This window comes from Embleya sp. NPDC005971, assembly GCF_040629175.1.
Taxonomy (GTDB): Bacteria; Actinomycetota; Actinomycetes; order Streptomycetales; family Streptomycetaceae; genus Embleya.
The window spans coordinates 81,097-93,410 of the sequence record NZ_JBEXUX010000041.1 but is presented as its reverse complement, the minus strand read 5'-3'; the positions used below and the strand labels follow the sequence as shown (position 1 = coordinate 93,410).

The following is a 12,314-nucleotide window of genomic DNA, read 5'->3' as shown; positions in this document are numbered from 1 at the left end:
GTCGCCCCGGGCGCGTTGCTCGGCCGCGACATGGTCGTCGAGCCGGACCTGTCCAACGCCGGTCCGTTCCTGGCCGCCGCGCTGGTCACCGGCGGACCGGGCGCCGTCGGGTGCGCGGAGCAGGGTTCGCAGCCGGCTCCCGAGGGAGTTCGGGAGCCGGCTGCGGATCGGGTCGGGCTGCTCAGAGCTTGATCCACTCGCTGGACGTGGTCACCGAGTCCAGGATGTCGACGATCGGGTCGATGCCCAGGCCGGGACCGGTGGGCACGTCGAGGTGGCCGTCGGCGAGTTCGAACGGCGTGGTGATGTCGGTCGCGTAGTAGCGGCGCGACGCGGAGGTGTCGCCCGGGAGCACGAAGCCGGGCAGCGCGGCCAGGGCCACGTTGGCGGCCCGCCCCAGGCCGGTCTCCAACATGCCGCCGCACCACACCGGTACGCCGTGCGCCACGCACAGGTCGTGGATCGCCTTGGCCTCCAGGTAGCCGCCGACCCGCCCGGGCTTGATGTTGATGATCGACGCGGAGCCCAGGGTGATCGCCGCCGCGGCGTCCTCGACCGACTCGATCGACTCGTCCAGGCAGATCGGGGTCCGCATCTGCTTGGCCAACTGGGCGTGCTGGACCAGGTCGTCGTCGGCCAGCGGCTGCTCGATCAGCAGCAGGTCGAAGGCGTCCAGCTTGGCGAGCTGGCGCGCGTCGGCCAGCGTGTACGCGGCATTCGCGTCCACCTGCAACAGCAGGTCGTCACCGAAGCGCTCGCGCACCGCGCGCACCGGCGCCACGTCCCAGTTCGGCTCGATCTTCAGCTTGATCCGCACATAGCCCTCGTCGACGAACTCTCCGACCAGGTCCAGCAGTTCAGGAATCGAGTCCATGATGCCCACGGACACCCCGCACGGCACGCGGTCCCGGGAGGCGCCCAGGAACGAGCCGAACGACTGCTCGGAGGTGCGCAGTTGCGCGTCCAGCACGCCCGTCTCCAGGGCCGCCTTGGCCATCTTGTGGCCCTTGAACGGCTTCAGTGCGCGCTTGACCGACAGCGCGTCCACCCGTTCGGGCAGTGCCGGGATCAGGAAGCGCTTGAGCACGTCGACCGCGCCGTCCACGTACTCCGAGTTGTACAGCGGGTCGGACATCGCGACGCACTCGCCCCAGCCCTCCGCCTCCGGCGTGACCACGCGCAGCAGCAGGATGTCGCGGGCGGTCTCGACGCCGAAGGAGGTGCGGAACGGCGCGCGCAACGGCATCGCGATCCGGCGCAGTTCGATACCGGTGATCTTCATGGTGGCTGAGCTCCTGTTCGAGGGTCGAGCGGGGATCACGCGGAGTCGGCGCGCGTGAGGATGTAGCGGGACTTGTCCTGGAAGCCGATCACCCGGGCACCGTCGGCGAGCAGTCCGCCGAACACCTCGCGCAGGGCGAGCCGCCACTCCTTGGCGGCCCCGGGGTCGGTGCGGCGCAGTGTCTCGATGTCCGGAGGCACCTCGACGAGCAGGTACTCGGCGTCGGTGCGGCCCAGCAGCGGCCGTTCGTCCCGGATGGCGAGCGCGGTCACCGCGTCCGCCGGCACCGCGACCGGGGTCGGCGTACCGTTCACCGCCGCGATCACCCGGGGAGCGGCCAGGTCCCAGACCACCATGGCGCGGTCGGTGTCGGTGCCGCCGTTGATCGCGTCGTCCACCGAGCCGTAGAAGTTGGGCAGGTAGCCGTCCGGGCGACCGCCCAGCTTGGTCACGTTGAAGTGGGCGTTGCGCCGGATCAGCGGATCGTAGGTCCAGGTGATCCGGGCCACGCCGCGCGCCAGTGCCCAGTTGCGCTGGTGCACCTTGAGCGCGAAGCCGGCCGCGTGACCGGCGCGGGCGCCAGTGATGTGCGAGTGCAACGTGCGGGCGGTGGGCGCGCCGAAGAACCCGACGGTGGCGCCGGTGATGCGCCCGTCCAGGTAGGCCCCGGCGACGTAGTTCCCGGCGTGCGACAGGGCGCGCATCTGTTCGACGGACATCGGCGCGTTGCCCGGTCCGGTTCCCCAGATCTCGCAGAACAGGCGGAACGCTTCCTCGATCTCGTCGAGTTCGTGCAACTCGCGAATGACCACGGCGCTCATCGCACGGCCTCGATCAGGCCGGCGAGCAGCAGCGTGCGCGGTGCCAACTCGGCCACGATCACGTGCTCGTGGTCGGCGTGCGCACCGCCGCCGACCGCGCCGAGCCCGTCCAGGGTCGGGCAGCCGATGCCGGCGGTGAAGTTGCCGTCGGAGGCGCCGCCGACCGCCGCGGCGCGCAGCGGCGGCAGACCGCTGCCGCTCGCGACCCGATCGGCCAGGTCGAACAGCGCACTGGAGGAACTCTCCTCCAGCGGCGGGCGGTTGGCGCCGCCGAGCACCTCGATCCGGGCGCCGGGCACGGTCGCGGTCAGGCCGCGGATCAACTCGTCCACCCGCTCCTGGGCCTTGATCGTGGGCACCCGTACGTCCACGGTCACCTGGGCCCGATCGGGGACGGTGTTGGTCACCGCGCCGGCCGCGACCACGGTGGGGGTCACGGTGGTCCGCCAACCGTCCGAGCCGCCCTCGTCCATCAGGTCCGGCAGGGCGTCGAGCGCGAGCACCAGGTGGGCGGCCTCGATCGCCGCGTTCACGCCCTTCTCCGGCTCCAGGCCCGCGTGTGCGGCCTTGCCGTGCACGATCAGCTCGTACATCGAGCCGCCCTTGCGCCCGGTCTTGAGCGCCCCGCCGTCGGCGGACGCCTCCAGCACGAAGGTCGCCACACAACCGCGCGCGGAGTCCTCGATCAGGGCGCGCGAGGTGGTCGAGCCGACCTCCTCGTCGCCGGTGATCAGCACCGAGATTCCCTCCAGCGACCGCAACGAGGCGAGCGCGTGGAACATCTGGACCAGGCCGGCCTTCATGTCGAAGACCCCCGGGCCACGAGCGATCCCGTCCAGCACCGACCACGGGTGGGTGGCCAACGAGCCCATCGGCCACACCGTGTCGTGGTGCCCGACCAGCAGGACGCGCGGGGTGCCGAACGTCCACTGGAGGTGGGTCACTCCGTCCAGCACGATCCGGCGCGGTTGCACGCCGAGATGGCGCGCACCCTGGGCCGCGACCACCTCCGCGCTGCGCGCGACCGCGGCCAGATCGGCGGAGAACGACTCGCATTGCACCAGCTCGGCCAGGTCGGCCAGCATCGCGTCGGTGTCGAACGGGATCGCACCCGCGGCCGAACCGACCGTCGTGCCGGTCATCGGGCCAGGCCCAACTCTGCGCGGAACAACCTCTGTACATTGCCGCCGAGGATCGCCATGATCTCCTTCTCACCCAGTCCGCGCCGCACCAGTACCTCGGTGAGCGCGGGCAGTTCGGCCGGGCCGTTCAACCCGGGCAGTTCGGCGGCGATGTCCACGCCGGTGTAGTCGGCGCCCTCGCAGCACGGCGGAGTGATGTCCGCGAGCACTTCGCGCAGGAAGTCGGGGCCGATCCCGACGTGTTCGACGCCCACCAGGGAGATGATGTGTTCGATGTGGTCGACGAGCCCGTCGATGGTCTGCTTCGACCGGTCGGCGGACAGGAAGTCGGGCACGAAGTTGACGCACACGACGCCGCCCGTCGCGGCCACGCCCCGGATCTGCTCGTCGGTCAGGTTGCGGTGGTGATCGCACAGCGCCCGCGCGCCGGAGTGGGTGGCGATCAGCGGGCGGGTGGCCTGCTCCAGCACGTGCGCCACACCGACCGCCCCCAGGTGGGAGATGTCGAACACGATGCCGAGTCGTTCCATCTCGCGCAGCGCCTCGACGCCGGCGTGGGTGAGCCGGCTGCCGGTGGCGTCCTCGCCGCTGCCGTCGCCCAGTGCGGACCGACCCCAGTGCGCGATCGAGGCGACCCGTACGCCCAGTCGGTACAGCGTGCGGAACAGCTCCAGGTCGGCGTCCACCCCGGGCGCGCTCTCCAACGCGAGCACCAGCGCGATCAGGCCCTCGGCCAGCGCCGCGTCGATGTCCGCGCCGGTCAGGCACAGCCGGACCGCGTCCGGGTTGCCCTCGGCGATCGCGTGCGCACACTCCACCATGCGCAGCGTGCGGCGCAGCGCGCCCTCCGGGCGGAACTGGTCGTCCACGAATACCGGCAGCACCTGGATGTCCACCCCGCCCTCACGCAACTGGGGCAACCACTGCTCTCGGAAGAAACTCGCCCACCTTCCCGGTGGTCGTTCCACCACTGCCATCAGGAGATCGTTGTGCGTGTCCGCCACGACGGCACGGGTGTGCAGCTCGGCGCTCATATCGCGTCCTTCCGGTTGGTGTGTGAGCGACGCTAGGCCGCGCCACGCACCGGGTTCTTCGTCCGAATGACCAATGCTGTCGACACTTTCCGTCAGCGGGCACCAAAGCCACGACCGGCCCGCGGAACTTCCGGATCGACCGCCCACCACCGGATCCCTTCCCGACCGACATGTGGGTGAGGCCATAGGTGGCCCGCGACGAAGAACGCGGCTCGGCTTTGTCGCGCCGGACGATCCCGGACCCCCGGCCGGGCACCTACCGTGCGCAGGTGTCCTGGTATCCCCCGGCCTCGGTCCGGCGGGTCCGCGCCGCCGATTCGGGAGCCGTCCCCGGCCGCGGCACCAGGTGTCCCGGGCCTCCTTCCCGGCCCGCCCGTCCACCCCAGGGATGCCTCGTGCCCGTCGATCGTCTGCTCCCCACCGACGAAGCCCACGACCTGATCGCCCGGACCCGGGCCTTCGCGGACCGGGAACTCGCGTCCCGGGTCACCGGGTGCGAGGCCGACGCGAGTTATCCCACCGGCCTGTTCGCCGCGCTGGGCCGGGCCGGCCTGTCCGGCCTGCCCTACCCGGTGCCATACGGGGGCGGCGGCCGGCCGTACGAGGTCTACCTCCAGGTGCTGGAGGAACTCGCGGCGTACTGGGTGGCGGTGGCCGGCGCCGTGGACGTGCACACGCTGGCCTGCCTGCCGACCGCCGTGCACGGCACCCACGCGCAGCGCGAACAGTGGCTGCCCGGCATGCTCGACGGCGCGTTGACCGGTGGCGGCAGCCGGTCCGAGCCGCAGGTCGGCGCCGACCCCTCGGCGGTCACCTGCCGAGCCGAGCGCACCCGGGGCGGGCATCTGCTCCAGGGCACCCAGTTCGCCGTCGCGCACGGCGGGCGGGCGCACTTCCACACGGTGTTCGCCCGCACCGGCCCGGCCCGGCCGGACGTGTCCTGCTTCCTGGCTCCAGGCGCCGACGAGTACCTCTACTTCGGTGCGCCCGAGGAGACGACCGCGCTGCGTGCCATCCCGACCACCACCGCGTATTGGGACGGGGTGTACCTGGAGCCGGAGCGGCTGATCGGGGCGCCGGGTCGGGGGCTGCGGATCGCCTTCGACCTGCTGGACGCGGGTCGGTTGGGCGGCGCGGCGTGCGCGACCGGGCTGGCCCAGGCCGCGCTGGACGTCGCGGGCGCGTTCGTGACCCGCGTCGATCGGCATCTGCTGGTCGAGCCGGCGGGGGCGGTGGACTCCGCCCGGGCGATCTACCTGGACGCGGCTCGGCGCCGCGACGCGGGCATCTCGTACACGCGGCAGGCGTCGGTGGCCGAGCCGGCCGCGGTGGAGGCGGCGGTCAAGGCGACCGCGGCGGCGGTGCGGATCCTGGGGGCGGTGGCCGACACGGACGAGTTCCCGGTGCGGCGGTATGCCCGCGAGGCGGCGGCGTTGCGGCTGCGGATCGCGCCGGCGGCAGGCGGGGCGGGGGCGGGTGGCGGCGACGCCGGTGGGGGAGGGCGGGCGGCGGCGGGCGTTGCGCCGGGTGGGCCTTCCTCGACTCTGGCTGCGGTGGGCCCTTCGGTGGGCTAGGACTGCTTCGGCTGTGGCTGCGGGGCGTCAGGGGCTGCGGGCCTCGCGGAATCGGCGGCCGTTGCGGGTTCGAAGGTGATCGGGGCCTCGAAGGCGGCCTTGCGGGCGGCTCGGCGCAGAGCGGCCAGGACTGCCGGGCCCACCAGCACGATCGCGACGCAGTTGGTGATCGCGCGTCCGGTGTCCCAGCCGAAGGTGGAGGTGAGCACGGTGAAGACGAAGAACCGGTGCAGGTTGTCCAGGACGGCGTCACCGGGGACGAACGCCGGACCGACCATGCCCGGCGCGTCGGCCAGGAACGGCCAGAACCACATGTTGAGCAGGAAGCCGAACGCGTAGGCGGAGAAGACGCCGTAGCCGGCCAGCATGACGATCTCGGCACGGCCGCGCACCCGCTGGGGCAACAGGCCCGCACCCAGTCCCACCCAGGCCGAGGCGAGCATCTGGAACGGCAACCACGGCCCGACCCCGGCGGTCAACAGGGCCGAGGCGAACAGGGACGTACAGCCGAGCACGAAGCCGAAGCCGGGGCCGAACACCCGCCCGGCGAGCACGAGCATGAAGAACACCGTTTCGATCCCGGCCGTTCCGGCGCCCAGCGGACGCAACGCGGCGTTGATCGCGGACAACACGCCGAGCATCGCCAGCGCCTTGGAGTCGAGGCCGCCGCTGGTCAGTTCGGCCAGTACGACCGCGACCACGAACGGCAGGGTGACCGCGAAGATCAGCGGCGCGTCGCCGGAGTGCGCCGCGGATTCCGGCGCCGGTGAGGCGAACAGCGGCCACAGGAACATCGTCAGACCGGCGATCGAGGCGATGGTGAGCACGAGCGCGGTGCGCGGGGTGATCCGGATCGCGCTGGTGCGCGCGGTGGGGGTCGCGGGCGGGGGCGGCGCCGGGGGGCTCATCGGGTCGGCTCCTGGTCGCGGGCGGGGTTCGAGGCGGGGGTGAGGTCCGGGTCCGGTGCCGGGTCGGGGCGCGGGGCCGATTCGGGGCGCAGAGCCGGGTCGGGGCGCAGGGCCGTCGCCACGTCGGTGACGGTCAGCCACGGCAGCGGGGCCAGGATCTTGGCCACCTGCGGTGCGAACGCCGGGGAGGACACCACCACGTCCGGTGTCGGGCCGTCGGCCACGAGGTCGCCGTCGGCCAGCACCACGACCCGATCGGCCACCTGCGCGACGAACTCGACATCGTGCGTGGCCAGGACCACCGTGCCGCCCGCGTCCGCGAGTTCGCGCACCACCCGGACGAACCGTCGCTTGGCGTGGTAGTCGAGACCCCGGGTGGGCTCGTCCAGCAGCACCACCCGTGGTGCGGCGACGAGTTGGATCGCCAGCACCAGCGCGAGCCGCTGTCCCTCGGAGACGTCGCGCGGGTGCAGTGCGCCGTCGACGCCGGGCGCGATCCGGTCCAGGAGTGCGCGGCACGAGCCGGGCGCGACCGCGGACTCCCGGTCCGCCTGGGCACATTCCGCGTCGACCGTCTCCAGGTAGAGCAGATCGCCGGAGCTTTGCGGAACCAGGCCGACCAGACCTCGGGCACGATGCGGCGCGGCCTTGCCCGGATCCTCGCCGGCCACGTCCACGGTGCCGCCCTGGCGCGGCCCGGAGCCCTGGAGTGCCCACAGCAGCGAGGACTTGCCGGATCCGTTGCGGCCCATCAGCGCGGTGACCCGACCGGGGAACAGGTCGAGATCCAGGCCGCGTACCGCGATCACGTCGCCGTAGCGGACGATGATCCGCCGCGCGCTCAGCAACGGCTCGGCCGACCCGGCGCCGGCCGGTGCCGCGGGCGGCATACGGTCGGCCAGCCGCGCCCGCAGCGGCGGGGCCTGCCGGCGGGCGTCGCGGACCGAGAGCGGCAGCGGCGACCAGCCCGCGAGTCGGCCGAGTTCGACGACCGGCGGGGCGATGTCGCACGTGGCCAGGATCTCGGCGGGTGGGCCGGAGCGGACGGTACGGTCGCCGGGCAGGTGCACCAGGCGGTCGGCGTACTGCACCACCCGCTCCATCCGGTGTTCGGCGACGATCGCGGTGATTCCCAGATCGTGCACGAGCCGGGTGATCGCGGCCAACACGTCCTCGGCGGCCGTCGGGTCGAGTGCGGAGGTGGGTTCGTCGAGTACCAGGACGCGGGGGTGCGCGGTCAGCACCGAACCGATCGCGACCCGTTGTTGCTGGCCGCCGGAAAGGGTGCGCAAGGGTCGGTGCCGCAGTTCGGCGATACCGAGCAGATCGAGCGTCTCCTCCACGCGTTTGCGCATTACCGCCGACGGGATCGCCAACTGCTCCATCCCGTAGGCAAGTTCTTCTTCGACCGTGTCGGTGACGAAACCCGCGAGCGGGTCCTGGCCGACCACGCCGACCAGGTGCGCGAACTCGCGCGGCGGTTGCGTGCGGGTGTCCACGCCGCCCACGAGCACGCGCCCGCGCAGGGTGCCGCCGGTGAAGTGCGGGACCAGGCCGTTGATCGCGCCGAGCAGGGTCGACTTGCCCGCCCCGGTGCGCCCGACGACCAGACACAACTCGCCCTCGGGAATCTCGAGTTCGACGTTGCACAGGGCCGGCGCGGGCGCGTCGGCATAGCTGATGGTGACGTCGTGGAACCGGATCACCGGACGGAGTTCTCCTTGCCGGCGGGGCCGGTTGGGGTCGGGTCGGCCGGCGCGCCGAGCCGGGCGGGTGGTCCCGGCGCGGGTGCGAGTGCCGGTACGGGTACGTTCGTGCCGAAGCGGGGCGTCTCGCTCGGCGGCGGCGGGGCCAGCCACGCGGGCAACACCGCGACGACCAGCGCGAGCGCCGGGAGCGGGGCCAACTCCGGCCAGGCCAACGGGCTCAGCGACGGGTAGAGGTTGCCCGCGTCGATCCGGCCGGTCAGGTGCACCAGCGCGCCGGCGCCGATCCCGCAGCCGGCCACGATGAACTCGGCGGGCCGCCAACGGTCCGGCAGGTAGACGCTGCGGTCGATGCGCCGGCCGGTGAGCACGAAGCCGATGCCCGCGATCACGACGCCGCCGGGCAACATCGTCGCGCCGAGCCGGCGCGGGGCACCACCGTCGAGCAGCGCGTACACCCCGACACACACGCCGATCAGGCCCACCAGCGTCAGCACACCGGTGAGCAGCCGGATCGTCCGGGGCAGATGCCGGTTGCGGCCGTAACCGCGCGAGTCCATCGCGGCGGCCAGCGCGAGCGAACGATCCAGCGCGTCCTGGAGCACCGGGATGGCGATCGAGCGCAACGCCCGCATGCCACGCTGGGCGCCACCTCGCAGCCGGCGGGCCCGACGCACCCGCTGCACGCTCTCCACCAACTGCGGGGCCACCGACAGCGCGACCACCACGGCCGCGCCCACCTCGTACAGCGCCGCCGGCACCGCCTTGAGCATGCGCTTGGGGCTCGCGAGCGCGTTGGCCGCGCCCAGGCAGACGATCATGGTGGCCAGGCGCAGCCCGTCGTAGCACCCGCCGAGCACGTGCTCCAGGACCACCGGGCCGAACAGGTGGATGCCCGCCGCCCAGGCGGGCAGCGGGAGTTCGGGCAGGTCGAGGAGCACGTGGCCGCTCGCCGCACCGACACCGAACAGGATCCGGAACAACACCCGCATGACGATCACGAACAGGCCCAGGAAGAGGTACATCCGGAACGCGAGGGCCCACGGGGCATCACCGCGCCGGTTGGCGACCACGTATCCGGCGACGGCCAGGATCAGTGCGAGCAGCAGCGGGTTGGTGGTGCGACTGGCCGCCGTGGCCAGGCCGAGCGCCCAGATCCACCACGCGCCGGGATGCACGGTGCGGGGCAGTCGGCCGGCGGCAAGGCGCGCGGCCACGCTCGCCCGGGCCGAACCCGCGGCCCCGGTCATCGTGTTCCGCTCGCCGCGCGTCGCCGTCGGACGATGGTGAAGGCGGCACCCGCGCACAGCACGGCGAGCAGGCCGATGCCGACCAGGGTGGTGATCGGGATGCCGTGCTCGTCGGTCCGGGCCGATTCCTCGCCGCCGGTCCAGGTGGCGCCGGCCGGCGTGGTGCCGGAGGACCGGGCGGCGGCGGGTGCGCCGGACCCGGGTTCGGTGCCGGCCGGCGACGGGTCCAGGACCGGTGGGGCGGCGGGTGGCGGTTCGGTCTCCATCGGGTTGCCCGCGACCCCCGGGCCCGGGGCGAGCGGGTCGACGGGTGCGGTGCCGGGGGTGCTGTCGGTGCCGCCGACGGGTGGCGGGTCGCCGGCCGGATCGGGGCCGGGTTGTTCCGGCTTGGGCTGCTCGGGCTTGGGCTGTTCGGGCTTGGGCTGTTCGGGCCGAGGGCGCTCCGGCTCGGGCACGTTCGGGGTCGGCTCGGGCGTGGGGCGGGCCGGGGCCGGCCGGGGTGGCGGATTCGTGGTCTCGGTCTTGTTCTTGGCGAAGGACCAGCCCTCGAAACTGCCGATCGGGGGCTTGCGGTTCAGCACACCCCATTGGCTGTACGTCCACGAACCGCCGTTGGGGGCATGCCAGTACGACCAGTAGGCGGAGGCGGGCGGGGTGTCGATGCACGGCTCGGAGTCGGCGCCCGGCTTGCCTTCGACCCGGCAGACGAACGCCTCACCCCAGCGGGCGACCCCGGTGATCCGGATGCCGGCGTTCTTCAACGCGGCCAGCCCGGTGGCCTGTTCCCCCGGTGCGCAGCGCACGATGGTGGTGCCGCCCAGTTCGTGGAAGTCGACGATCACGGTCACGCCGTTGCGGTCGGGGCAGAATCCGGGCGTGCCCCTGCCGGGATCGATCGCGTGTGCGGCCGCTGCGGAGACGGTGAGTTGCGCGGTCGCGGGCAGCGACAGGAGCGTCATCGCCGCGGCCAGGCGGCCGATCCGGGCACGATGTGCGGTGATCCTCACGTGTGCTCCCCGTTCCGGCGGCGGGCGCCCGCGCGTACCGCGATGCCGGTACCGACCAGGCCGACCGCGAGCAGGATCGCACCGCCGATCCGGCCGCCGGTTCGGGCCAACCGGTGGCCGCCAAAGGCGGATCCGGACCCGGTACCGGTGTTCCCGCCGGACACCGAAGCGGGCGGCGTGGCGGTGGTGGTCGCCGAGGCGCTCGTGGTGCGACCGGCCGAGGTGGTGGGGCTCGGCGAGTTCGTCGCCGAACGGGTCGCGGAGGAGGTGGCGGAGGCGCCGGCCGACGCGGTGTGCGTGGTGGTCGCGGAGGTCGTCGCGGTGGCGGTGCTCGACGTGCCGGTCGTACCGGTGGGCCGGGGCGGAGCCTTGCCCAGGTCGCCGAGCGGGACGTCGGCGAGCGCCAGCAGCGCCTGCGGTGTGGCCCGGCGCCACTGGTCGCGCTGGAACTCCGGGATGCCGTCCGCGCGGGCCGAGGCGAGGGATTCCGCGTTGTACGCGATCGAGCCGATTTCCTTGTCGGCGGCGCCCGCGTTGTCCTTGGTGATCTGGTGCCCCAGCACCCACGCGGCGGCCCGGTCCGACTCGACCGCGTAGCCGGCCGCGTGCAGGGCCTGGCCGGCCAGGCCGGTGCTGTTGCTGTTCGAGGCCGCTGTCGGACCCGAACCGCCGAACGAACCATCCTCGCGTTGCCTGGACTTGAGCCAATCCGCACCCTTGCGGGCCGCACTCGCGGCGCCGACCGAGTGGCTCTCCGCCGCCGCCGACAACAGCGCCTGGACCGCCATGCCGGTCGAGTCCGGGTCCAGCACGGTGGTCGGAGTGTCCTGGCAGGTCGCGCCGGTGCTACCCAACCGGCCCGGATAGAGCCGGAATCCCCCGCTCGGGCATTGTTGTGCGATCAGGAAGTCCACCGCGCTCTGCGGCACCCCGCCACTGCGGGCCAGACCCAGCACGGCCAGCGACTGGCCGAACGTGTTGCCGGAGTCGGGGCTGCCGGTGAGCTTGTCCCGGATCCGGCCCGCGTCCTCGCCCGCGTCGGCCCCGGCGATCAGGTCGAGCGTCTCGGCACGCATGTCGAGGCCGCCGAACCTGGTCGGATCGCGGTCCGCGACCACCGCGGCGAACAACACCTTCGCGGTCGCGCCGGCGATCCGCGAACCGGGCAGGCCCCACTCCTCGGCGCTGTTGTACCTGCGCACGTTCGCGGCCACCGCGTCGGCCGCGGCGCCGAGCGCGGTCGGTTCCGAACGGGTGGCGGCCAGCGCCATCATCGTGTCGATGGTCAGGCCCCAGTCGGAGCCGGCGAAGCCGGGTATGCCGCCGGCGACCAGTTCCCCGGCCTGCCACTTCGCCGCCGCGGCGGCGGCCTCGGCATGCGGGTTGGCGACGTCGGCCGAGGCCGACAGGACGGGGGCGACGGCAACGAGCACTGCGCCGCAGACCGCGACGGCGCAGGCGGGTGCAACGGTGAACCGGAACATCAGGGATCCTTCCGGGACTTCACGCGTCCCGGCATCCGACCGACATGGGTGCGCCGGCGGTGGAATCCGGGCTTCAGCGTGCAGTCCACGACCGCTGGAGCCTTCA

The 12,314-nt window shown here is 73.0% G+C and carries 10 protein-coding genes and 1 pseudogene; 2 read left to right on the top strand and 9 right to left on the bottom strand.

Annotated features, from left to right (window positions below; genetic code table 11):
• A pseudogene (locus ABZ374_RS30850) lies at nucleotides 1-129 on the top strand (hypothetical protein); the annotation flags it as partial.
• Nucleotides 130-181: 52 nt separating this feature from the next.
• Here the strand turns inward: ABZ374_RS30850 and menC are convergent.
• From menC to ABZ374_RS30830, 4 genes are read right to left on the bottom strand one after another with little or no spacing between them, the layout of a single operon-like run.
• On the bottom strand, nucleotides 182-1,282 hold the full coding sequence (gene menC, locus ABZ374_RS30845) for an o-succinylbenzoate synthase (protein WP_360317180.1): 1,101 nt from the start codon (nucleotides 1,280-1,282) through the stop codon (nucleotides 182-184).
• Nucleotides 1,283-1,317: 35 nt separating this feature from the next.
• Entirely contained in the window at nucleotides 1,318-2,103 is a 786-nt protein-coding gene (locus tag ABZ374_RS30840) for a GNAT family N-acetyltransferase (RefSeq protein WP_360317178.1), read from the bottom strand.
• Nucleotides 2,100-3,245, bottom strand: a complete 1,146-nt coding sequence (locus ABZ374_RS30835) for a M20 family metallopeptidase (protein WP_360317176.1) — start codon at nucleotides 3,243-3,245, stop codon at nucleotides 2,100-2,102. Before ABZ374_RS30835 ends, ABZ374_RS30840 begins: the two co-directional genes overlap by 4 nt.
• Nucleotides 3,242-4,279: a membrane dipeptidase gene (locus ABZ374_RS30830; protein WP_360317174.1), complete on the bottom strand. Its 1,038-nt coding sequence runs from the start codon at nucleotides 4,277-4,279 to the stop codon at nucleotides 3,242-3,244. Before ABZ374_RS30830 ends, ABZ374_RS30835 begins: the two co-directional genes overlap by 4 nt.
• A 395-nt stretch (nucleotides 4,280-4,674) precedes the next feature.
• Here ABZ374_RS30830 and ABZ374_RS30825 point away from each other — a divergent pair, with 395 nt between their 5' ends.
• Complete coding sequence (locus tag ABZ374_RS30825) at nucleotides 4,675-5,853, top strand: acyl-CoA dehydrogenase family protein (protein WP_360317172.1); 1,179 nt, start codon at nucleotides 4,675-4,677, stop codon at nucleotides 5,851-5,853.
• Here ABZ374_RS30825 and ABZ374_RS30820 read toward each other — a convergent pair.
• From ABZ374_RS30820 to ABZ374_RS30800, 5 genes are read right to left on the bottom strand one after another with little or no spacing between them, the layout of a single operon-like run.
• Nucleotides 5,850-6,761, bottom strand: coding sequence for an ECF transporter S component (locus tag ABZ374_RS30820; RefSeq protein WP_360317170.1), 912 nt, complete (start codon nucleotides 6,759-6,761; stop codon nucleotides 5,850-5,852). The genes ABZ374_RS30825 and ABZ374_RS30820 overlap by 4 nt on opposite strands.
• On the bottom strand, nucleotides 6,758-8,467 hold the full coding sequence (locus ABZ374_RS30815; protein ID WP_360317168.1) for an ATP-binding cassette domain-containing protein: 1,710 nt from the start codon (nucleotides 8,465-8,467) through the stop codon (nucleotides 6,758-6,760). Before ABZ374_RS30815 ends, ABZ374_RS30820 begins: the two co-directional genes overlap by 4 nt.
• The gene (locus ABZ374_RS30810; protein ID WP_360317166.1) at nucleotides 8,464-9,717 is read right to left on the bottom strand and encodes a CbiQ family ECF transporter T component; all 1,254 of its coding nucleotides are present in this window, start codon (nucleotides 9,715-9,717) and stop codon (nucleotides 8,464-8,466) included. Before ABZ374_RS30810 ends, ABZ374_RS30815 begins: the two co-directional genes overlap by 4 nt.
• Entirely contained in the window at nucleotides 9,714-10,724 is a 1,011-nt protein-coding gene (locus ABZ374_RS30805; RefSeq protein ID WP_360317164.1) for a hypothetical protein, read from the bottom strand. The genes ABZ374_RS30810 and ABZ374_RS30805 overlap by 4 nt, the downstream gene beginning before the upstream one ends.
• On the bottom strand, nucleotides 10,721-12,208 hold the full coding sequence (locus tag ABZ374_RS30800) for a prenyltransferase/squalene oxidase repeat-containing protein (protein ID WP_360317162.1): 1,488 nt from the start codon (nucleotides 12,206-12,208) through the stop codon (nucleotides 10,721-10,723). Before ABZ374_RS30800 ends, ABZ374_RS30805 begins: the two co-directional genes overlap by 4 nt.
• Nucleotides 12,209-12,314 lie beyond the last annotated feature (106 nt).

Bases quoted from the DNA above. Each gene is read 5' to 3' on its own strand.
- ABZ374_RS30810 (WP_360317166.1), bottom strand. From the start codon at position 9,717: ATGACCGGGGCCGCGGGTTCGGCCCGGGCGAGCGTGGCCGCGCGCCTT.
- menC (WP_360317180.1), bottom strand. From the start codon at position 1,282: ATGAAGATCACCGGTATCGAACTGCGCCGGATCGCGATGCCGTTGCGC.
- ABZ374_RS30840 (WP_360317178.1), bottom strand. From the start codon at position 2,103: ATGAGCGCCGTGGTCATTCGCGAGTTGCACGAACTCGACGAGATCGAG.
- ABZ374_RS30835 (WP_360317176.1), bottom strand. From the start codon at position 3,245: ATGACCGGCACGACGGTCGGTTCGGCCGCGGGTGCGATCCCGTTCGAC.
- ABZ374_RS30830 (WP_360317174.1), bottom strand. From the start codon at position 4,279: ATGAGCGCCGAGCTGCACACCCGTGCCGTCGTGGCGGACACGCACAAC.
- ABZ374_RS30800 (WP_360317162.1), bottom strand. From the start codon at position 12,208: ATGTTCCGGTTCACCGTTGCACCCGCCTGCGCCGTCGCGGTCTGCGGC.
- ABZ374_RS30820 (WP_360317170.1), bottom strand. From the start codon at position 6,761: ATGAGCCCCCCGGCGCCGCCCCCGCCCGCGACCCCCACCGCGCGCACC.